Here is a 22,168-nt window from a genome sequence, read left to right on the forward strand (position 1 = left end):
CGACCACCACTGTCAGGTGAGGATCGAGTCGAGGAGCTTCTGCTGGGCCTTCCGGAGGTGCTGGTGGAACGTCGGGGCGGTCACGTCGAGGGACTCGGCCACCTCTTCACCGGAGCTCTCGCGGGGCCAGTCGAAGAAGCCGGCGTGGAAACTCGCCTCCAGCGACGCTCGCTGGCGGTCGGTGAGTTCCTCGATCAGGGTCCGTTCGATCCGCTGGCGGGAGTCGGTGCGACTCACCTGCTGACGGGTCACCAGCGTCGCGTCCGCGTAGGTGTCACGGACGTCGTCGACCATCCGCCGGACGTCGATGGTCGGCGGCAGGTGGACCCGGACGTGCATGGTGTCGCCCTCGATCCGCGCCTCGTCGACGTACCCGCCACTGTCCGCGACCGCGGAGACCACCGGCGGCTCCGACAGCTTGAGTTCGAACCGGCGCTCCTCGCCACCGTCCGGGTCGTCGCCGAGGACGGTGAGCGCCTCCCAGTGGGAGAGTTCGTCGACGAGCGACGCCATCGAGTCCAGGGCCTCACCCTCCGCGGTCCCGTACTGGAGGAAGGTGTCGTCGCCCACAGAGATCGTCTGGGTGACGGTGATCGTCCCCGACACGGAGCGGTCCGCCTCCGCGAGGACGTCGTCGATCTGGACGTCGATCTCGACGACGTCGTCGCTCATCAGCGCCTGCTTGCGCTCGATGCTGGCGATGGCGTGGCCGATGATCTCACCGAGCTGGGCGATCACCTCCTCCTCTTCGTCGGCGAACGCGCCGGCCCGGTCGGTGTAGACGCCGAGGACGCCGTACAGCGTGTCCTGGTGGACGATGGGGATGGCTGCACAGCTCCGGTAGCCGTACGCCTCGGCGACGTCGCGCCAGGGCTCGAACGTCGGGTCAGCGAGCGCGTCGTGGACGACCTGGACCTCCTTCGAGCGCGCCGCGCGGCCGGCCGGGCCCTGCCCCTCGGGGCGGTCACCGTCGACGCTGATCTCGGCGTCCGCGACGTATCCCTCGACGCCCGCTTCGACGCGCGGCGCCAGCGAGTCGGTCCTGGGGTCGACCTCGGCCGTCCACGCGAACCGGTAGGTGTCTGAGTCGGCGAGCCGGTCACACACCGTCTGCTCTATCTCTTCGCGCGTGGACTGGGCGACGAGCGCCTCGTTGATGTCGCGGACGACGCCGTTGAGGTTGTCGAGCGCGGAGAGGTGTTCGCGTTGCTCCTCCAGTTCGCGCTCGTTGTCGCGCCGGTCGACGGCCGCCGCGAGGATGTTGGCGACCGACTGGACGAACAGCGCGTCGTCCTCGGAGAACTCCCGGCGGTCGGTGTCGTGGGTCGCGAGGACGCCCCAGGGACTCGCGCGGGAGCCGACGACGGCGCTGATCCCACTCCCGACGGTCGTCTCCACGACACTGTCGGGCCGGTCGAACCGGTCCTCAGCGGCCATGTCTTCGACGACGATCGGTTCGTCGGCCAGCAGCGTGTATCCCGCCTGGGACTGGCGGCCGACGTCGACAGCGGCCGACCCGACGCGCTCGGGCGCCATCGTGGCGCTTGCGCGCATCACCAGGTCCTCGGCCTCCCGGTCGAGGTCGAACACCTTGCAGTAGTCGCTGTCGAGCGTCTCCGTCACCAGGTCGACGGCCTCGTCGAACAGCCCGTCGAGGTCCTCGGAGCCGAGCGCTCGCTGGCCCAGGTCCGCCACTACTTCTTGCTGGCGGGCCCTGGCCTCGAGTTCGCGTTCGCGTTCGACGCGCGTGTAGGCCGCCTCCGCGTTGGACGCGAGGATTTCGATGAGTCGGCGGGTTCGCTCGTCACACGCGTCTTCGTCCTGCCAGCCCACGGCCAGTACCCCGTGGTCACCCAGTGGGACGAACAGCCCGGCGGTCATGTCGACCTCGTCGGGACTGGCCATGAGGTGGTCCGACTCGCGCACGTCCGCGTAGTAGTTCGCCTCGCCGTCGCAGTAGGTGTGGCCGACGACGCTCGAGTGGTCGACCGGGAACTCCGGGAGCGCCTCCCGCATGAAGTCTGTGTCGACGGACCGCTCGTCCAGTGTCAGCACGCCCGCCTCGCCGTCGTAGCGATAGACGACGACGCCGGGGAGGTCGATCACGGAGGTGGCGGCGTCGACCACGGTCCGGCTGACGTCGCTCTCGTCCTGCGAGCGGATGAGCTCGCGTGAGGACTCGTGGAGCGCCTGGAGCGTGTCCTCGAACAGTTTTCGCTCGGTCGCGTCCCGCGTGTAGGTGACGATTCCGTCGACGGTGGGGTCCTCGAGCAGGTTCCGACCCTTGGCTTCGAGGACGACCCAGGAGCCGTCCGCGTGTTCGAACCGGAACTCGACCAGCGGGTTGTGGTCAGGGTCCTCGACCAGTCCCGCGTACTCGCTCTGGATGGCCTCCCGGTCCTCGGGATGGATGTACTCGAAGACGTTCTCGCCCGCCAGATCCGCGGGGTCGTAGCCGAGGACGTGCTTCGCCGACGGGGTGACGTACCCGAGGGTACCGTCGGGGTCGATGATCGCGTTGACGTCCTGTGACTCCTCGAACAGCGTCTCGTAGCGTTCGAGTTCCCGTTCGCGCTCCTTGCGCTCGGTGACGTCCTGGACGACGCCGTCGAAGTACACGTCGCCGTCCTCCTCGGTCCGCATCGCGGTCACCGAGATCCAGATCGTCCGCCCCGCCAGGGTCTCCTGTTTCAGTTCGTAGTCCTCGACGACGCCCTCCGCCATCAGGCGCCGGCTGAACTCGGCGCGTTGCTCCGGGTCCGTATAGAGGTCGCTGACCCGGGACCCGACGAGTTCGTCGACGGAGTCGGCGTCGAATATCGCCGCCAGTTCCGCGTTCCCCGCGACGAACTCCCCGTCCGGGCCGGGCGTGTTCCGGTAGACGCCGACGGGCACGTTCTCGACGATCCGTTCGTACCGTTCGAGTTCGTGCTCGCGCTCCTTGCGCTCGGTGACGTCGGTGAAGTACACCGAGAGGCCGGACTCGGACGGGTAGGCGTCGACCTCGAACCACGTCCCCAGTGGCGGGTAGTACTCCTCGAAGTGGATCTGTTCCTGGGTTTCCGCGGCCTCGCGGAACGCCGCCTCGAACGCCGACCCGGCCGTCCCGTCGAACGCGTCCCAGATGCGCACGCCCGGCAGTTCGGATTCGGGCCGGCCGAGCACGTCCGCCGCGAGGTCGGTGACGGCGGTGATGCGCCACTCGTCGTCCAGGCCGACGAACCCGTCCGACACTCGCTCGAAGACGTCGTTCAGTTCGCTCTCGAGTTCGTCGCGCCGGGTCGCTAGCCGCTCGTTTTTCTCCTCCAGTTGTCGCTCGTACTCGCGCCGGTCGGTCGTGTCGCGGGTGACCGTCGCGAACCCACGGACTCCGCCATCGTCGTCCCGGATCGGGGTGATCGTGATCGACGCCCAGAACCGGGACCCGTCGGCCCGAACGCACCATCCCTCGTCCTCGGCCGACCCCTCTTCGAGGGCGCGCGAGAGGGTCTCCGCCGGCACGCCTGCAGCCACCTCCTCGTCCGTGTAGAACGTCGAGACGTGCTCACCGACGATCTCGGACTCCTCGTACCCCGTGATCCGTTCGGCGCCGGCGTTCCAGCTGACGACGTGACCGTCCGGGTCGAGGGTGACGATAGCGTCCTCCTCGATGGCCTCGACGAGGGACCGGAAGCGGCCGTTCTCGCTCTCCACCACGTCGTCCCCCGCGTCCGTCACCCCGTCTTCCGCGTCCGTTGCCCCGTCTTCCGCGTCCGTTGCCCCGTCTTCCGCGTCCGTTGCCCCGTCGCCGTCCGGTTCCCACCAGACGCGTTCGGTCCCGCCGACGCGCTTTCGCGCCAGCACCCCCTCCTCGACGAGTCCCTCCAGCCGCTCGCTGGCGGCCTGCTGCGAGCAGTCGAGGGCGTCTGCGACCTCGGCCGTCGTCAGGGGCTCGTCACGTGCACCGGTGGACCGAAAGACGGCCAGGACCGATTCCCGCCCGTCCCGGTTCCTGCTGACCATGTCCGAGTATGGGACAGGGCAGCCTTATTTAAACTCTGTTAACGGTAACAAATCACTGCCTTCACAGGTTGAGCGGTGTGTGGTCTGCTTCGACGTGGGGAAACAATGGTGACTCGTCTGAAAGCAGACGGAACCGATTCGACGGCTGCCGTGGCCGTTTCCGGCGAGTACTTCCGACGGGTTCGTAACAAAATCAGCGGTTTCGACTCCCGTTTTCTGGCGATGCGGCCGGGGCCACGAGGGCCGTTCGAAGTCCCCCCTCGATCGCACGGGTTGCCGCCTGGTGTCTCGTGAACACGTCAATCCGGATGGGTGGAACACAACTGAGTCCTGACAGCTGGCCCCGGCGGAACGCCGCGGCTGACGACCGGATCGTTGCCGTGTTCCAGCCAATTCCTGGTCGTGAACGGTGGCAACCGCTTCCCTCTCCGTAGACGTCAACGAATACTGACCTGAAACCAATCAGACTCGCTAGTGGTCGAACGGATCCGAGTTACCGGCCACGCCTGGGCCGCGTTCCTGCAGGTCGTCGCGTCGGTCACCGGGGTGGCAAACGACCCGGGACTGGCCGCGCCGCCTTTGCCGGTTCCGGTAGCCTCACCCCGGTTCTCACCCACCTACGGTCGTGACTGTACGGATCGTTCTCGTCGGCACGGGGAACCAGGGCGAGGCGTGGTGTCGGGACTTTTTGCCCCCGAACGAGGCCGACGACACCGTCGAAGTCGTCGCGGCGGTCGATGCGGACGCGGACGCCCTCGAGCGGGGCAGAGCGTTGCTCGGCCTCTCGCCCGACCGGTGTTACACGGACGCTCAGGCCGCCGTGGCGGCTCACGAGGCCGACGCACTGGCGCTGGTCGTGCCGCCCCACGTCCGCGAATCGCTGGTCGAGTTGGCCGTCGAACACGACCTGGACGTGCTCTGCGAGAAGCCCCTGGCCGACTCGCTGGAGACGGCGGCCCGCATCGTTCGGCGCGTCGAGGACGCCGGGCTGAAGCTGGGCGTCACGATGACCCAGCGCTACCGCGACGACGTGACGTCGCTGCGCCGGCAGGTCCGCTCGGGCGAGTACGGCGACGTCGACGCCATCTACAGCCGCTACGCCGTCAACGCCCGCTCCTACGGCACCTGGAAGCCCGAACGCCTCTACGACGTGGCGAACCACCCCATGCTCGTCGAGGGCGCCATCCACCACCTGGACCTGCTGGCCGACCTGGCCGGCGACCGCGTCGACCGGGTGTTCTGCAACGCCTGGAACCCGCCGTACTCCGAGTTCGTCGGCGACCCGAACGCCCACGTCCACCTGGTCATGGAGAACGGGACGAGCGTGAGCTACGAGGCGTCGAACACGAGTGCGGTGACGTTCAACGGCTGGGGCGACGAGCACGTCCGCGTCGATTGCGCCGAGGCGACGCTGCTGCTAGACGGCCACGAGCTACGGTCGTTCCCCTACGACGCGGCCGAGGAGGACTTCCTCGGCAACACCCGCATCGAGGACGGCGAGTTACTCGCGCTGGCGGAGGGCGAGAAGTGGGGCAACACCTGGCTGGTCGAACGGTTCGCCGAGTGGTGCGAGGGTGGCGAGCCGATGGAGACCAACGCCCGCGACAACCTCCAGGCGATGGCCACCGTCTTCGCCGCCATCGAGAGCGACGAGACGGGTGAGGCCGTCGACGTCCAGGCGATGCTCGCCGACGCCGAAGCGGCCGCCGGGGACGGCCAGCAGGACTGAACGACTGGGTCGGCCGGCAGCCCGCCCGTCAGTCGTCGTCGCCGATCTTCTCCCGCGGTTCCACGTTCTCCAGCGTCGGCAGTTCGCGCTCGCCGGGCGTCGTCGCCCATTCGGCCGCATTCGCGAGCACCTGCTGAATCTCGTCGTCGTGGTAAATCGGGTGGGTCTCGTGACCCGGCCGGAAGAAGAATATCTTCCCCCTGCCGCGCTGCCAGCAACAGCCAGAGCGGAACACCTCGCCGCCCTCGAACCAGGAGGTGAAGACGACCGAATCCGGCGTCGGCACGTCGAACGGTTCGCCGTACATCTCCGTCGGCTCCAGTTCGATGCACTCGTCGATGCCGTCGGCGATGGGGTGAGTCGGCTCGGTCACCCACAGGCGCTCGCGCTCGTCCGCCTCCCGCCACTTCAGCGTGCCCGTCGTCCCCAGCAGCGAGCGGAACACCTTCGAGAGGACGGCCGAGTGGAGGACGATCAGCCCCATCCCGCTCCTGACTGCGTCAGCGACTCGTTCGGCAACTGCGTCCTCGACCTCGTCCTGGGCGATGTGACTCCACCAGACGAGGACGTCGGTCTCCGCGAGGACGGCCTCGGTCAGGCCGTGTTCGGGCTCCTGGAGGGTCGCCGTCGCCGTCTCGAACCCGCGGTCGGCGAGCGCGTCGGCGATCGTTCCGTGGATACCGTCGGGATAGAGGTCGGCGACGGCGTCGTCTTCCCGCTCGTGGACGAACTCGTTCCAGACGGTGACTGTCGGTGCCATGCGTGAGGGTGGGCGCTGTCCTCAAAACGGGTTCCCGTAGCGGCAACTTACGGCGACGGCGGCGTGGCGGGACCAGAAGGCGGGCGGCGACGGCGCGCCCGCCAGACGGGGGCGGCCCGCGACCCGCCCGTTACTCCAGTTCGTAGCTCCCCTTCGAGTCCCAGATCTCGCCCATGAGGTCGGCGAACGCCGCGGTCCGGACGGGGTAGCCGTCTGGGTTCTCCCGGTCGAGGGGTTCCTCGGCCATCTTCTCGACGAACGTCTCGTTGTAGTCCAGGTCGTCGATGGTCTCGCGGACGTCGAACGTGATCGTCCCGTCCTCGTCGGTCTGGAGCCAGCCCGCGGCCTGGGCCTCCTCGTCGTACTCCAGCGTGTAGCTCTCCCCCAGAATCTCGCAGACGTCGTCCATCGACCCGATCTCCAGGTCGCCCTCGCCGGCCTCGATGTAGAGGGTCCCGTCGTCGATGCGCGTGTCGTAGCGTTGCATACGTGGTGTGGGGGATCGATCGAGTAAGGGAGTGTCGATTACGTTCGACGAGGAATACAGGGGACGACCGACTCTCTCAGATGTCCGTGATGCGGGTGTAGTCGTCGTCGAGCGCCTGGGCGTCCTCGGGGAGGAGCGCGACGACGAGATAGGAGGCGTACTCCGAGAGGTAGTCGACCAGCGCGGCGATGCGGTCGGAGTCGATGGCCTCCAGCGAGTCCAGCAGCATGAAGGGGACCTCCTCGTGGACGTCGTGGACCAGGTAGCCCGCCAGCGCGAAGACGAGGCCGGTCACCTCCCGTTCGGACTCCGAGAGGTGCGCGACGGTGTCCTCGTAGGCCGCCCCGCTCTCGGTGCTCCGGACGACGTGGAGCTCGAACACCGTCGTCGTCACCTTCTCCCGTCCCTGGCGGACGGTCTGTTCGAGCCGTTCGATCCAGATGCGCTCGAGGTTGTCGTAGCCGAGCACGTCGAGGATCGCCTCCATGTGGGTGTTGAACTGCTCGACGGCGTCGGCCTCGATCTGGTCGATCCGGGTGCGACACTCCTCGAGTTCGTCGAGCAGCGCTTCCCGTTCCTCGCGCAACTCGTCCTCGCGGGCGATGGCCTCCTCGATGGACTCGATCTCCCCGGAGACGTCCTCGAGGTCGGACTCCAGGCGGTCGAGTTCGAACTCGAGCTGGTTGGCCTCCTTGTGGAGGTCGAGCACCTCGCTGAAGTCGTCGGATTCGAGCTTCTCGACCTCGGTTTCGAGCGACTCGACGTCGTCTGTCAGCGCCGACTTCTCCGTTCGGAGTTCGTCGAGGCGCTCGCGGCGGCTCTCGATCTCCGAGTCGACGTCGTCGAGCCGGCGTTCGAGCTTCGTCCGCTGCTCCTGCTGTCGTTCGGCCTCGCGCTGTTCTGACTGCAGTTCCTCGAGGCGGTCCTCGATGTCGCTCGTCTCGCCGAGTTTGGTCTCGCGCAGCGACCGTAGCGATTCGAGCGTCGAGTCGATCTGGTCGGCCGTCACCTCGGAGCCGCAGGTCCAGCAGACGACCTCGTCGTCCTCGACCAGTCTGGCGGTGACGTCCGAGTCCCCGTCCTCGACCAGTTCGTCGAGGACGCCCTCGCCCTCGTCGTCGAGCATCTCCTCGTTGAACTGGATCGCGCTCTGGAGGTCCTGTATCTCCCGTTCGACGGTCTGCTTCTGTTTCCGGAGGCGGTCGATCTCCGCGTCCAGGTCCGCGTGGTCGCCCATCGGCGCCTCGGGGAGGTCGGCCAGTTCCTCCGCCAGGTCGTTGCGCTCCTGTTTCAGCGACGTGATGCTGTCGTCGGTGGACTCGATCTCGTAGCGAACCTGTTCGAGGTTGCTCCGGGTGTCACGTAGCTCGTCGAGTTTCTCCTCGAACTGGGCCTTCTCGTTGCGGGTCTCCTCGATGCTGGCGCTGGAGGCTTCGATCTCTTCTTCCTTGGCCTCCAGTTCGTCGCGCTTCTCGGCGATGTCGTCTCGCAACGCGGTGCGGCGCTGTTCGAGGGTGGGCAACTCCTGTTTGAGCGAGCCGATGTCGGCGAGGTCGTCGTTTATCGACTCCTTCTCGTCCTCGAGGCGACTGATCTCCTCGCGGATGGCGTCGATGTCGACCGGCCGCATGATGATCTCCCGGAGGTCCTCGGCCCTGGCGACGGCCCGGCGCGCCTCGTTCGCCTCGAGGAGGAAGGCGAACAGATCCGCGACGGTGGCGTCGTCGAGGTAGCCGTTCCCGGAGAAGGAGACGTGGCCGTTCGTCCGCTGCAGGCTGCGTTCGTACGTCTCTTCGCCGAGCTCGAGTTGCACGTCTCCGGTGTCGGCGTCGCCCTTGAGCGACGCGTTCGTGCTGCCGAGCGCCGCCTGTATCGCCTGGAGAAACGACGTCCTGTTCGTGGCGTTCTTCCCCGCGAGCACCGTCACGCCGGGTGGAACGTCGACAGAGGTCTCGTCGATCCCCCCGATCTTCTCGACCTGGAACCGGGCGAGCTGGTCAGCGTGCTGTGTCGTCGTCATTGATAGTCGGGTAGGAACGTCTATCTCTAATAAGTATTCATCTTTCTGTCCGTCTGGGACGTATCTGTCGGCCCCGGTTCGAAGCCGTGGCCCACGGATCTGTCCCCCGTCGAAAGTACTCAGTCGTCGACCTGCGCCGTCTCGACGTCGTCGTCGCAGTCACAGCCGCCGCGTTCGAGCAACTCGGCGACGGTGTACTGCGAACCACACTTCTCACAGAGCACGTCGACGGTGACGAACAGTCGGAACTCGTCGAGGGTGATCCGGTCTGTCTCCCGGAGCTGGTTCAGGTTCGTCTCGCAGACCGAGGAGAGTCGCGAACTCAGTCGCTCGATGCTGTCGGCGGTGCGCTCCAGTCGGTCCTCGTCGCTGGCCCCTTCGTACTCGGCCCCGCGCTCGTTCTGGAGGTACGACCGGATGGCCTGGTAGGTGACGAAGTCGCGTTCGAGCTGTTCGACGTCGATGCCGTTGCGTTCGAGCCGGCTGCGGGCCTCCGTCCGGGTCCCCGACGTGACGTCTTCGGCGGTCAACAGCCGGAAGATGTTGTCGACTTCCCCGTCGAGCGTGGACATGCCGGCGTCGCTCATCGCCGCCGCCAGCAGCCGCCGGTTGAACTCTTCTGCGAGGTCACGGAGGCTCTTTCGCTCCGTGCCGTCGTCGGTCCAGGCCGCCTCCAGTTCCCCGCCGTACTCCGGTCCCAGGTCGTAGCCCTCGATCAGTCGGCCCACCTTCGTCTGCGTGGCCCCGCCGGTGCTTCCGTTACCCGATGCCATTTACTTGCCTTCGAGTACCGGACCGTCGTACCTTAACTTTATGATGCCCCGCTCGTACCGCACCGACGCCGCGCCTTCCCGCAGATTGGATAACATGCATACGTCTGTTATCGACCGGTGGGCCTCCCCGCTCGCGACCGAGAACGGACTGCCGATAATCATGTCAGGTACCCGTTTGCTCCTGCGTCCTATACGACAGTTGTCTGCATTTCGAACTGGTGATCGACGATGCCGTTCGCGCTAACCGGGGCTCCCTGTCTCGTATCGTTTCCCGGATCGGCGACGGACGACCCGGTCTTAGATACGACGCCCTACGCGCACCGGCGCCACCGAAGCCGACACGAACCGATGCCACCGAAGCCGACACGAACCGATGCCACCGGCGAGTCCAGCGGTCACGATGCCACTAGGTGACAGAAGCAGATGATATACTCGAATCTTACAATTCTCGAACCTGGCCGGGCAACGCGGCCGTCACTCGATGTCGATGGAGTGACCCGTCGAGTCGGGAGCGGCCTTCGGGATGGTCACCGAGAGGACGCCCTGTTCGAGCGTGGCCGTGACGTCGTCGGCGTCGACGGGTTCGGGCAGGCGGACGCGACGGGAGATCGACTTACTGGTCCGCTCCTGGTGGACGAACTCCCCGTCCTCAGTCGATACCTCGTCGCTCCGGGCCGCGTCGAGGTGGAGGGTCTGGTCCACGACGCGGAAGTCGACGTCGTCGGGTTCGAACCCGGGGAGGTCCGCCCGTACGTCGAACGCGTCGCCGCGGTCGACCACGTCGATGGAGGAGGCGCCGGACAGTTGCTGGGGATTCAGCCCGCCCCACTGCCGAGAGGCGTCCTCGAACTGCTCGCCCATCCGGTCGATCAGTCGCTCGATGTCGTCGAACGGCGTGCGTCGAGACATACCCGTACTCGGGTCCGGTCGACCTTTGTTACGTCGCCGTTACGCGATTGTCCGTCCGCCCGTCCACCCGACGCTGTCACGAGCGAGCGTCCGCCCGGGAGAGCCGACGACCGCCCGAGAACACGCTCCAACGGGCCGGTCGCGACGGGCAAAGCACGTGTTACTCCACGGCAAGCAGGGCTGAACCTCGGCACGGCGACAGGTCGGGCACGGGTCTGGCCGTCCGGTCGCTCGTTGCTCCCACTGTCAGGTCGACCGCCCGCCGCGGACAGGTGACTTCCACGTCACTGGCCCGTTTTTCCGTCTCGGGAGCGTAGACGAGACCGACCAATGACCACAGACCCATCGACGGACGAGGCACCGGTCACCGCGACGCCCCCCGAGTCGGCGTTCCGGACGACCGGACTCGACCACGTCACGCTCGTCGGCAGCAACGAGGCGGAGACCATCGAGTTCTACCGCGACGTCCTCGGCATGCCGTTGGTGCTCAGGCAGCCGAACCTGGACCAGCCGGAGGTCACCCACCTCTTCTTCGACACCGGTGACGGCCGCATCCTCACGTTCTTCGTCGAGGACGACCGGGACTCGAGCCGCCAGCCGCTCCGGACCCCCGTCGGCGGCGTCCACCACGTCGCCTTCACGGTCGACCCCGAGCGCTTCGACGAGGTGAAATCGGGCCTCTCCGAGAACGGCTACCAGTTCAACGAGTTCGATCGGGGCATCTTCCACTCGCTGTACACCCGCGACCACAACGGGCTCACCCTCGAGTTCGCCACCGACAAGTACGAGATCCCGGACGACCGCCGCGGCGAGGTGCTCGCGCTCGCCCACGCGAAGCGCGTTGACGACGGCGCCGAGTACGCGAAGGCCGAGCACCTCGAAGCCGCGCTTTCCGAACTCGGCCTGGACAGCGAGGCGGTCGACCTCGGCGACGCCGCGACGGGCGCGGGGGTGGAGTGAGATGAGCGACGCCATCCACGCCGACCAGCCGACCCGGACCGCCGGCGCCCCGCTGGACGAGGCCGACGCCGCCGTCGTCATGTTCCACGGCCGCGGTGCGACGGCCCAGAGCGTCCTCTCGTTCGGCGGGGAGTTCGACCACGACGGCGTCGCCTACGTCGCGCCCCAGGCCGCCCGCAACACCTGGTACCCCCAGTCGTTCATGGCCCCGATGGAGCAGAACGAACCGTGGCTCTCCGCCGCGCTGGACCGCGCCGACCAGGCCGTCGCGGACGTCGAAGAGGCGGGTGTCCCCGCCGACCGAATCGTCCTGCTCGGGTTCTCCCAGGGTGCGTGCCTGGCCTCGGAGACGGTCGCGCGCAACGCCCGCCGCTACGGTGGTCTAACCGTCCTCTCCGGCGGCCTCATTGGCCCCGAGGGGACCCCCCGCGACTACGAGGGCTCGCTCGACGAGACCCCGGTGTTCATCGGCTGTAGCGACCAAGACCCGCACATCCCGCTGGAGCGCGTCCACGAGACTGCGGAGGTGCTGGACGACCTCGGCGGGGACGTCGACGAGCGCATCTACGAGGGCATGGGCCACACCGTCAACGAGGACGAACTGGCGGCCGTGGACGAGATTATCGGTGATCTGGTGAACTGAGTCTGGGCCTGTCGGTACGTTCCGCTGTTTCCCGTTTCTGGGGGACCCAAACTCCTTTCTCCGCTACCTTCAGATAGCGAGAGAATTTCGCCGTTCACGGCACGGGGGATGTCACTTCTCTGATCGATACAGTGTGTAGAGGTCTCGTTTGGTCGGTCTCGAACTGGTGACGTGGCTGGAGACGACACTACCTCGAAAGCCCTCGGCGCGCTCGACTCGTGCGAACCCACTGCGCGCGCTCGTTCCTCGCGTGCTTGCGGGTTCGGACGTCGTCGAGCCCGCCTCGCCCTTTCATTCCGCCAGGATCAGCCTCGCTCGCGCGATAAAACGCGCTCGCGATTAGGGCCACCACTCCTCCCCGGTCGCGCCGCGTCCGCGGCGCGACACGCGTCCCTTCCGCAACCGCGCGGCGGTCGGCCGGGAGCGCGTTTCATCGCGCGACCAGGGGGAGGGCAGGGCTGCGGTCCCTGGAGGACTGAAAGGGCGAGGCGGGCTCGGGGAAGCCGGGCGATGCAAGGACCGCAGCCGAAGGCGAGGACCGCAGCGAGCCCCGCGACCCGAGCGCGCCGAGGGCTTTCTGGTTCTTGCTGTCGGTGTTCATTTCACCAACACAACCGAGAACCACCCGTTCCATAAACAGAGACACCCAACAGTCGAATCTCACACTCGAAGACCACTCCGGGACACGCGATACGAACCGTTCGGATGGGATCAATAGCACTCCGGATCCCTCATAGCAAGCGACTCCACCTGTGGGTCCCTCTCCTCACTCGCTCGTCCCCGAGAGGTGAACCATCGCCGTCACTACCACTGAGTCACCGCAGGCTGTCAGATCCATCGGCCCGGTCCCGCTCATTTTTCGAAAGCACTGAAAACCGAACCGGAGCGACGTCGAGCGTCGGCGTCCGAATTGCGGCAGCTGAAAGTTCGTGGGCCGTGACCGGCCCACGCGAAACCGTTCGGTTCGGACGCTCGCGGTCAGGAACGCTGGATGGAGAGCGCCCCGATGTCGTCGGGACCACCGTCTGCAGACGATCCGCGGTACACGGCGAGGTCGTACGTGGCGGGCGAGAGCGGCCCGTCGACGTCGGTTTCGCTGGTGATGGTGACCGAGTCACCGTCGTCGCGGACCATCATCGTCGGGGCCGACTCGTTCCCTGCGGCCGTGGGGTCGAGCACGAAGACGACGCGGCCGTCGCCGTTCTCGTCGCGCGCGGTCGCGTTGATCTGGTAGTTGACGTCGTCCTCGTCGCCGACGCTGAGCGTCGCGGCGTCGGCGTCGCCGACGGCGACCGCGATCTCGGCCGTCCCGTTCTCCTGGGCGACGGGCACGTCTTCTTCGAGACCGAACTCCGAGGGCGGGGTCCCCTCACCGGCGCTCGACGATTCACAGTTCTCCTCGCACGGCTCTATCCGGGCCTCGGCCTCTGTCAGTTCCTCGTCGTCGTGCGAGACGGTCAGCGTGGCGTTCGCCGTTTCGGAGACGAAAGACGTGTCCATCGTCACGGCGAAGGAGCCATTCTCCGTGACGTTCGTGCGCTCCCGCAGCAGGAACGGGCTCGTCGCGTCCGTGGACTCCAGCGTGAGTTCCAGTTCCGTCCCCGGCTCCAGGTCGCTCTGGCCGGAAATCTTCGACGCTGTCCCCGAGACGAGGGTCAGCCGCTCCCCGTCGTGGTCGACGGTCGTCCCCGACTGTGGCTCGTCGGTCTCGGTGGCAGCTTCGCAGTCGTCGTCACAGGGGACGACGGCGACGGTCTCGCTGGCCAGGACGCTGTCGTTGTGGCGGACCGTGAGGTTACCGGTCGCACCAGCGGCGACACCGCCGAGGTTCAGCGTCGTCGAGAACGACCCGTTCTCGGCGACCGTCGCCTCCTTGGTCTGCAGGAAGGGGTTGCTCGCGTCGGTAGAGGTGAGGCGAACGTCGAGGGTGGTTCCCGCGTCGAGGTCGGTCTGGCCGCTCACCGCCTGTCCGGGAGCGGCGGCCAGCGTCACGTTCTCGCCGTCGTGGTCGATGGTGGTCCCACCGTCGGACGCGAGGGTCACGGCCGTCACCGCGAGCGCGGCCGCGACCAGGACGGCGCCGGCCACCACCGCCAGGCGTTTCATCTGTCCACCTCCGGGCGGGGTGTACTCGTCAGGCGATGCGAGCTAGCAGGGCGGTCGGCCGGGGCGGCCCCGGCTGGAGGGATGGCTGTCATGCCAGTCGACGGGTCGGGGTCTGGACTAGTATCCCCGGCGATAGCTTAAATCGCGATTTACGTGGCGTCCCGTCCGGCAGCGTTTTTGTCCACGTGGTCGATGCGGCGAACGATGTCCCCGGGAATCGACCGGTCGCTGGCGGGCGTCGCCGTCGCCGTCCTGGCACTCACTGCCTGTATCGGTGGCCTCGCGGTCACCGCGCCGACGGCCGAGACCGACGTGGTCGCCCGGCCGGCGGGACAGGCAGCGGATCCGGTGGCCGGCGTCGAGGCGATCCACGACGCGGGGGTGACCGGCGAGAACGTCACGGTCGGCGTCGTCGACGTGACCGGGTTCGACCCTGACCACCCGGCGCTCCGGAGCCAGGTCGCCGCCACGCGCGCGTTCGCGCCCCAGGAGACGGTCCGCAACGGCGGCCGGCACGGTCACGGGACCGCCGCGGCGTCGCTCGTGACGACGGTCGCCCCCGACGCGGACCTCTATCTGGCCTCCTTCGACACCGCCGCCCAGTACGAGTCCGCCATCGACTGGCTCCGGTCGGCCGACGTCGACGTCGTCGTCGTGCCGGTCTCCTTCTACGGCACGCCGGGCGACGGGTCCGCCCGCGTCGCGCAAGTGACGGCCAGAGCGGCCGGGGACGACACCGTGGTCGTCGCCCCCGCCGGGAACCTCGCACAGGGACACTGGACCGGCCGGTACGACGACGTCGCCGACGGCAAACTCCGCTTCGAGGGCGGCACGCGCAACTACCTCCGGGGCAACGACTCGCGGGACCTCACCGTCTGGCTCTCCTGGGACCGGGAACGCGCCGACGAGGACTACACCGCCGAACTGTACCGGACGAACGGGTCGACGGCGAATCTCGTCGCCCGGTCCCGGCCCTACGAGGCCGACCACGTCCCCAACGAGCGCATCTCGGCCCGGCTCGCCGGCGGGACGTACTTCCTCGTCGTCCGCGGCCCCGAGAACGCGACGGGCACTGGCCTCCGCCTCTCCTCGCCGACCCACGCGCTCCAGTACCGGACCGAGCGGGGCAGCATCGTCGCTCCGGCGACTGCCGAGTCCGTCCTCACCGTCGGCGCGTCGGAGTACGCGACGGGGTCGCCGGAGCCGTTCAGCTCCCGTGGCCCCACCGCGGACGGCCGCCGCGGCGTCGACGTCGTCGCCCCGGACGGGTTCCGCGCCGCGAGTCGGCCCGACGGCTTCGTTGGTTCGTCGGCCGCGGCACCCTACGTCGCGGGCGTGGCGGCGCTCGTCCTCGACGCGAACCCTCACCTCGACCGCGCGGAGGTCGAGCGCCTCATCGAAGGGAGCGCTATCGACGTCGGCGAGCCGGGCCCCGACCCAGTGGCTGGCCACGGCCGCGTCGACGCCGCGAGCACCGTCGAACGGGCCCGGAACGAGACCGCTTAAAACGAGATTTAACCCAAACACAGCGCTTAGTACGTCGGCCTTCGAGGTGCGGACAGACGCTGGCACGCATGTCGGGACTCATCGACCGGATACAGGAGCGGACGGCGACGTCGAACGAACACGCGCGCGTCCTGGAGATGGCCGACACGGACGCCGACGAGGTGCTGAACGCGCTCTCCTCGGACACCGCGCGGGCCACGTTCAGGACGCTGTTCGACGAACCCGGAACCCCCTCCGAGATCGCCGACGCGGTCGACACGTCGGTCCAGAACGTCCACTACCACCTGACGAACCTGCAGGAGGCGGACCTCGTCGAACCGATAGACACGATCTACTCCGAGAAGGGCAACGAGATGACCGTCTACGGCCCGGCCAGCGACCCGCTGGTCTTCGTCGGCGACGAACGGCGGACGCCAGCGGTCCAGCAGTCCCTGACCGACGTCGTCGGCGGTCTGGGTGTGCTCGGCCTGGCCAGCCTGTTCGTCCAGTTCGGCGCCGAGCGATTGATGCAACGGGCCAGCCGCGCGCCCGACGTCGTCGGCCCCGCGTCGCCGGACGCGACCGTCACGCCGCCGCGGGGCACCGTCGCCTGGGTCGTCTTCGAAGTCGTCGAACCGGGCGTCCTCTTCTTCCTCGGCTGTCTCGCCGTCGTCGGCGCGGTCGCAGTGCTCCGGGCCCGCTGACGGCCCGCGATCACGACCGGAACAGGCCCAGCAACAGGCCGACGCCGACGACGGCGAACACCGCGCCCGCTGCCAGCGCGCCGACCCCACCGAGGTCGATGCCCCGGTCCCCGGCCTGCGAATCGTCGAGCACTGCGGTCCTCGGTCCGTCGGATCCGCTGCCGACCGAGAGCGTGCCGATGCTGACCGGATCGTTGGCGGCCTTCTGTCCGGGATACAGGGCGATGTCGTATTCGGTCGGCGGGAGCGGTCCGTCGAGCGACGGCTCGGGGTCGGTGATCGTCAGATCGTCGTCCGTCCCCTCGACGTCGAGCGTCGGCCGGTCCGTCCCGGCGTTGTCGGTCCGGAACCTGAGGACGACTCGATCGTCACCGTCGCCGTCGGTGACCCGTGCGGCGATCCCGTAGTTGTCCGCGTCGCTCCCGATCGTCACGACCGCCGCGTACTCGCTTCCGAGGTGAATCGGTAGCGACGCGACGTCTCCAGGTGAGGTACGCAGTACGGACTTCTCCAGGGCCGGCTGGTCACCGTCGCCCGGGCCGGACTCGCGGACGACGAGGACGCCGACGTCGTCCGGCTTTCCGGTCGCCGTATCGCCCTCGTACAGTCGCGTGTCATAGTCCGCCGGGTCGATACTGTCGCCGAGGTCGGGTTCCGGATCGGTGACGGTGAGTTCGTCGCTCTCGTTTGCGACGGTGAGCGTCCGGCCGTCGGTCCCCGCCGCGGCCGCGTCGAACAACACCCCCACGCGGTCGTCGCCGTTCCCGTCGCGGACCGTGGCGTTGACGACGTAGTTGACGTCCTTGCTGCCGACGACGAGCGTGGCGGCGTCGGCGTCGCCGAGCGTCACCGGGACGTACGCGGTCTCCTCGTCGGTGACTTCGACGATCGATTTGAAGCCGAACTCGTCCGGGTCGAGCGTCGGCGTGGGCGTCGGCGTCTGTGTCGTGACCGGGCCGCACTTGCCGTCACAGGCGACTACCCGGCCGGTGGTCTCCTTCAACTGGTCGCCGTCGTGGAGGACGACGGCCCTGAACGACGACCCGGGCTCCACGTCGCTCACGTCGAGAAACGTGGCGAAGGCCCCTTCGTCCGTAACTGTCGTCTCTTTCGCGACCAGAAACGGCTGTTCGGGATTCGTCGACTCCAGGCGAATCGTTACGGGGGCCCCTTCTTCGAGGGAGGTGTTCCCGGTAATCGCCTGTCCGGGTCCGGCCTGGAGCGTCAGCCGGTCGCCCTGCCGATCGAACGTCGCCGTCTCGCAATCGCTCCCACAGCCGGCTATCCTCGCCTCTTCCCGTGTCAGTACCTCGCCGTCGTGACGGACGGTGACGGACATGGGAATGCCCTGACCGAGGTTCTCCAGGTCGACGGTGACCTCGAACCGGCCGTCCTCGGTGACCGTTGCCTCCGACCGCGTCAGAAACGGCGACTTTGGACTCTCCGATTGCACCGTCACTTCGACGGTCGATCCGGGCTCCAGGGTGGCGTGGCCTTCTATCGGCTGGCCGGGCGCCGCGTCGAGCACCAGTTCCTCGCCGTCGTGTACCACTACAGCCGACTGCGCCGTCGCGGCGCCCGCTAGTCCGAGCGCGCCGACGAGGAGAGCCGTAACCAGGAGTGTGCGTGGAGGGCCGCTGCGTCGCATCTGGTCGACGTTTTCCGCCCTGTACTAAAGCCTCCCCGGTAGGTTCAATCGCGATTGAACGGGTCGCTATTGCTGCCACCACCGCAACCGATTAGCGGCGCGGGCCGCCACTCACGTCCATGAACGACGGTGCGGCGCTGGGCGTCGACGTCGGCGGCACCTTCACCGACGTCGCACTGCTCGCCGACGGGGACCTGACGACGGCGAAAGTGCCGACCACGGGCGACCAGCACGTCGGCGTCCTCCGCGGCGTGGCGGCGGCGTGCGAATCGGCCGGCGTCGACCCCACTGGCGTCGGTCGCTTCCGTCACGCCACGACTGCCGCCGTCAACGCGCTGCTGGAAGGCCAGGGAGCGACGACCTACCTGGTCACGACAGCTGGCTTCGGCGACGTCCTCGAAATCGGTCGCCAGGACCGCCCCGAACTGTACGACCTCGCGGCGCGCAAACCCGACCCCCTCGTCCCTCGCGAGCGCCGTTTCGAGGTCGACGAGCGCGCGACGGTCGACGGGATCGAACGTCCCGTCGACGAGGGTGAGATCCGCGACATCGCCGACGAGATTCGCAAGGGCAGGGGCGGCGGTGGCGACAGCGGCGACGACGTCGAGGCGGTCGCCGTCGCGTTCCTCCACGCCTACGCTCACCCGGCAAACGAGCGTCGCGCTGCCGAAATCCTCCGCGAAGAACTCGACGCCGCCGTCTCGGGGAGCCACGAGGTGCTCGCGGAGTTCCGCGAGTACGAGCGGACCGCGACGACCGTCGCCGACGCGACGGTGACTCCCGTGGTCGACGACTACCTCGCGAGGCTCGACGAGCGGGCGACCGAGCGGGGGCTGCCGAGTCCACGGGTCATGCAGGCCAACGGCGGCATCGCCGACGCCGGGACGGTCCGCCAGGACGCCGTGACGACGGTGCTCTCCGGCCCGGCGGCGGGGGTCGTCGGCGCGTCGGCCTTCGAACCCCCCGACGCCGACGGCCTGGTCACGTTCGACATGGGCGGGACCTCCTGTGACGTCTCGCTGGTTCGCGACGGCGACGTCGAACGGACGACCGAGGGGTCGGTGGGCGGCCACCCCATTCGGATTCCGATGGTCGCCGTCGAGACAGTCGGCGCGGGCGGTGGCTCCGTCGCCTGGGTCGACGCCGGCGGCGCGCTCCGTGTCGGACCGCGGTCGACCGGCGCCGACCCGGGCCCGGCCTGCTACGGGAAAGGGGGCACAGCGCCGACGGTCACCGACGCGGCGCTCGCGCTGGGGTACCTCGGCGCCGACACAACCCTGGGCGAGGGGCTGGAACTCGACGCCGAGGCCGCGGAGTCCGTCCTCGCCGACCTCGCGACGGACGCCGATCTGGACGGCCCCGTCGCGGCCGCCCGCGGCGTCGTCCGCGTCGCCAGCGCCACGATGGCCCGCGCGGTCCGCCGGGTGACGGTCGAGCAGGGCTACGACCCGCGCAACTTCGCCCTCGCGGCCTTCGGCGGCGCGGGACCGATGTTCGCCGCGTCGCTGGCCGACCGCCTGGGCATCGGCCACGTGGTCGTCCCCCGGGCCAGCGGCGTCCTCTCCGCGTTCGGCCTGCTCGCGGCCGACGAGAGCCACGACGCCGTCCGGACCCACCGGGTCCCGCTCGCCGACGCGGATCCGGTCACCGTCGACGGCCTGTTCGGGGATCTCGCCGAATCGGTCCTGTCCGACACCGCCGACCCGGACCGGGCGACCGTCTGCCGGCAGGCCGACCTCCGCTACGCCGGCCAGAGCCACGAACTGACCGTCGACGTGCCCGATGCCTTCGACCCGGCCGCCGTCCGCGACCGGTTCCACGCGGCTCACGAGTCGGCCCGCGGCTACCGCCTCGACGACGAACCCGTCGAACTGGTGAGCCTCCGCGCGACGGCGAGAGTCCCCGGCGAGACGCCGGCGCTCACGCACGACGCCGACGGCGACTGCGCAGGTGACGCCCTGACCGGCCGGCGCGAGGTCGTCTTCGCCGAATCCCGGACCGAGGCGCCGGTTTACGACCGCCGACGACTCCCCGCCGGCACCGACATCGACGGTCCCGTCGTTTTCGAGGGCGGCGAGAGCACCGTCGTCTGCCCGCCCGACTGGACCGCCAGGGTGGACGACCGGGGGACCATCCACCTGGAGGCGAGCGAGTGATGGCGACCACTGAACACAGCCGATGGATCAACCGAAAGGGTGGGACTGAAAGGGGCCGGTCGCTCGCGGAGCGAGAACCCGCAAGCACGGTCGAAGGCCGCGCGCAGCGAGGTTCGCAGCCCGCGAGCGACCGGGGGCTTTCCTTGTCTGTTGGCGGTAATGCTTGTGGGAGCAGCGTTGGCGGTTCGGGAACGAGGTGTCCCGCATGAACAGGAATCAAAAACTGGACGCCGTCGAACTCGAGATCCTCCGGAATCAACTCGAGAGCGTCGCTGAGGAGATGGGCCAGGTCCTCATCCGGGGCGCCTACTCGCCCAACATCACCGAGCGGCGGGACTGCTCGACGGCGGTGTTCGACGCCGACGGGCGCCTCGTCGCGCAGGCCGAACACGTCCCGGTTCACCTCGGGGCGATGCCGCGTGCAGTCGACGCCGTCCTCGAGAAGGACCCCCAGCCGGGCGACGTCTTCGTCCTCAACGACCCCTTCGCCGGGGGAACGCACCTCCCGGACGTGACGCTGGTCTCTCCGATCAGTCCCGAGGACGAAATCGTCGCCTACGCCGTCTCGCGGGCCCACCACGCCGACGTCGGGGGGATGGCGCCGGGGAGCATGCCCGCGGGCGCACGAGAGATTCAACAGGAGGGCGTCCGCGTCCCACCGATTCGACTCGTCCGGGACGGCGAGGTAGTCGATGACGTGCTGGACCTCTTCCTGGCGAACGTCCGCAATCCCGAGCAGCGCCGACCGGACGTGCGCGCGCAGCTAGCGGCCAACGAACGCGGGGCCGAGCGAATCGACGACCTCCTCTCGACCCACGGCGACCGCCTCCGCACCGCCTTCGACGCGGTGATCGACTACTCGCGCGAGCGCGTCGAGACCGAAATCAGGGATCTGCCGGACGGCACCTACCAGGCCAGCGACGTGCTGGAGGGCGACGGGGTGACCGAGGACGACGTCCCCGTCGAGGTGACGGTCACCGTCGACGGCGCTGCCCTCGACGCCGACTTCGCGGGGACGGCCTCACAGGTCGCGGGCAACGTCAACGCGCCGCTGGCGGTCGCCGAGAGCGCAGTGTACTACGTCGTCCGCTGCGTCACCAATCCGGACGTGCCGCCGAACGCGGGCTGTTACGAGCCAATCTCCGTCAACGCGCCGAAAGGCTCGCTGTTGAATCCCGAGCCACCTGCGGCAGTCGTCGGCGGCAACGTCGAGACGAGCCAGCGGGTCACCGACGTCGTCTTCGACGCACTCGCCGAGGCGGCGCCCGACCGCGTCCCCGCCGCTGGACAGGGGACGATGAACAACCTGATCGTCGGCGGGCCGGGCTTCACCTACTACGAGACTATCGGCGGCGGCGCGGGTGCGAACCCGGCCAGCGACGGCCTCTCCGGCGTCCAGGTCGGGATGACGAACACGGAGAACACGCCCGTCGAGGCCCTCGAAGCCGAGTACCCGCTCCGGGTGACGACGTACGCCCTCCGCGACGGCAGCGGCGGAGCAGGCCGCTACCGCGGCGGCGACGGACTGGTCCGGGAACTCCGGCTCGAAGCGGACGCCACCGTGTCACTACTCACCGAGCGTCGTCGCGTCGCGCCGCCGGGACGGGCCGGTAGTGAGGACGGCACGACGGGCCTGAACCTCGTCGACGGCGAGGCCGTCCCGGCGAAGACGACGCTGCAACTCGACGCGGGGACGACCGTCCGCGTCGAGACGCCGGGCGGTGGCGGCTACGGGACGTCGGACGACGGGGATACGTCCCGTTCCACGAACGATTAAATACGGCGA

15 protein-coding genes are annotated in these 22,168 nt (G+C 68.5%); 7 read left to right on the plus strand and 8 right to left on the minus strand.

All coding sequences use genetic code 11. The features are described 5' to 3' along the window. Positions 1-12 precede the first annotated feature (12 nt). Positions 13-4,002 carry a PAS domain S-box protein gene (locus BM337_RS04585; protein WP_089814336.1) on the minus strand — a complete coding sequence of 1,330 codons (3,990 nt, stop codon included), beginning with the start codon at positions 4,000-4,002 and terminating at the stop codon, positions 13-15. Between the two features lie 625 nt (positions 4,003-4,627). Here BM337_RS04585 and BM337_RS04590 point away from each other — a divergent pair. Then, complete coding sequence (locus BM337_RS04590; RefSeq protein WP_089814338.1) at positions 4,628-5,731, plus strand: Gfo/Idh/MocA family protein; 1,104 nt, start codon at positions 4,628-4,630, stop codon at positions 5,729-5,731. Between the two features lie 28 nt (positions 5,732-5,759). Here the strand turns inward: BM337_RS04590 and BM337_RS04595 are convergent, their stop codons facing one another. From BM337_RS04595 to BM337_RS04615, 5 genes are all read right to left on the minus strand, one after another. Further along, a complete protein-coding gene (locus BM337_RS04595) occupies positions 5,760-6,491 on the minus strand; it encodes a ThuA domain-containing protein (RefSeq protein ID WP_089814340.1) in 732 nt (243 codons plus the stop codon). A 130-nt stretch (positions 6,492-6,621) separates the two neighbouring features. Beyond that, positions 6,622-6,978: a hypothetical protein gene (locus BM337_RS04600; protein WP_089814342.1), complete on the minus strand. Its 357-nt coding sequence runs from the start codon at positions 6,976-6,978 to the stop codon at positions 6,622-6,624. 76 nt (positions 6,979-7,054) lie between these two features. After that, the gene (locus tag BM337_RS04605) at positions 7,055-8,998 is read right to left on the minus strand and encodes an archaea-specific SMC-related protein (RefSeq protein ID WP_089814344.1); all 1,944 of its coding nucleotides are present in this window, start codon (positions 8,996-8,998) and stop codon (positions 7,055-7,057) included. Between the two features lie 119 nt (positions 8,999-9,117). Continuing rightward, positions 9,118-9,771: a rod-determining factor RdfA gene (gene rdfA, locus BM337_RS04610; RefSeq protein ID WP_089814346.1), complete on the minus strand. Its 654-nt coding sequence runs from the start codon at positions 9,769-9,771 to the stop codon at positions 9,118-9,120. 474 nt (positions 9,772-10,245) lie between these two features. Beyond that, complete coding sequence (locus BM337_RS04615) at positions 10,246-10,680, minus strand: Hsp20/alpha crystallin family protein (RefSeq protein WP_089814348.1); 435 nt, start codon at positions 10,678-10,680, stop codon at positions 10,246-10,248. Positions 10,681-11,010: 330 nt separating this feature from the next. On the opposite strand from BM337_RS04615, the gene BM337_RS04620 reads away from it, so the two are divergent. Then, positions 11,011-11,640 carry a VOC family protein gene (locus tag BM337_RS04620; protein WP_089814350.1) on the plus strand — a complete coding sequence of 210 codons (630 nt, stop codon included), beginning with the start codon at positions 11,011-11,013 and terminating at the stop codon, positions 11,638-11,640. 1 nt (position 11,641) lies between these two features. Next, positions 11,642-12,283: an alpha/beta hydrolase gene (locus tag BM337_RS04625; protein WP_089814352.1), complete on the plus strand. Its 642-nt coding sequence runs from the start codon at positions 11,642-11,644 to the stop codon at positions 12,281-12,283. A 978-nt stretch (positions 12,284-13,261) separates the two neighbouring features. Here BM337_RS04625 and BM337_RS04630 read toward each other — a convergent pair. Beyond that, on the minus strand, positions 13,262-14,389 hold the full coding sequence (locus BM337_RS04630) for a BGTF surface domain-containing protein (RefSeq protein WP_089814354.1): 1,128 nt from the start codon (positions 14,387-14,389) through the stop codon (positions 13,262-13,264). A gap of 204 nt (positions 14,390-14,593) precedes the next feature. Between BM337_RS04630 and BM337_RS04635 the strand changes: the two genes are divergently transcribed. Next, entirely contained in the window at positions 14,594-15,895 is a 1,302-nt protein-coding gene (locus BM337_RS04635; protein ID WP_089814356.1) for a S8 family serine peptidase, read from the plus strand. Positions 15,896-15,963: 68 nt separating this feature from the next. Next, the gene (locus BM337_RS04640) at positions 15,964-16,578 is read left to right on the plus strand and encodes an ArsR/SmtB family transcription factor (protein WP_089814358.1); all 615 of its coding nucleotides are present in this window, start codon (positions 15,964-15,966) and stop codon (positions 16,576-16,578) included. A gap of 10 nt (positions 16,579-16,588) precedes the next feature. Here the strand turns inward: BM337_RS04640 and BM337_RS04645 are convergent, their stop codons facing one another. After that, positions 16,589-18,130 carry a BGTF surface domain-containing protein gene (locus BM337_RS04645; protein ID WP_089814360.1) on the minus strand — a complete coding sequence of 514 codons (1,542 nt, stop codon included), beginning with the start codon at positions 18,128-18,130 and terminating at the stop codon, positions 16,589-16,591. Positions 18,131-18,345: 215 nt separating this feature from the next. Here BM337_RS04645 and BM337_RS04650 point away from each other — a divergent pair, with 215 nt between their 5' ends. Together BM337_RS04650 and BM337_RS04655 are read left to right on the plus strand one after the other, a co-directional pair. Beyond that, entirely contained in the window at positions 18,346-20,382 is a 2,037-nt protein-coding gene (locus BM337_RS04650; RefSeq protein ID WP_089814363.1) for a hydantoinase/oxoprolinase family protein, read from the plus strand. 205 nt (positions 20,383-20,587) lie between these two features. After that, positions 20,588-22,159 (plus strand): hydantoinase B/oxoprolinase family protein, encoded by a 1,572-nt coding sequence (locus BM337_RS04655; protein ID WP_089814364.1) that lies wholly within the window; start codon positions 20,588-20,590, stop codon positions 22,157-22,159. Positions 22,160-22,168 lie beyond the last annotated feature (9 nt).

Source organism: Halomicrobium zhouii (assembly GCF_900114435.1).
Lineage (GTDB): Archaea > Halobacteriota > Halobacteria > Halobacteriales > Haloarculaceae > Halomicrobium > Halomicrobium zhouii.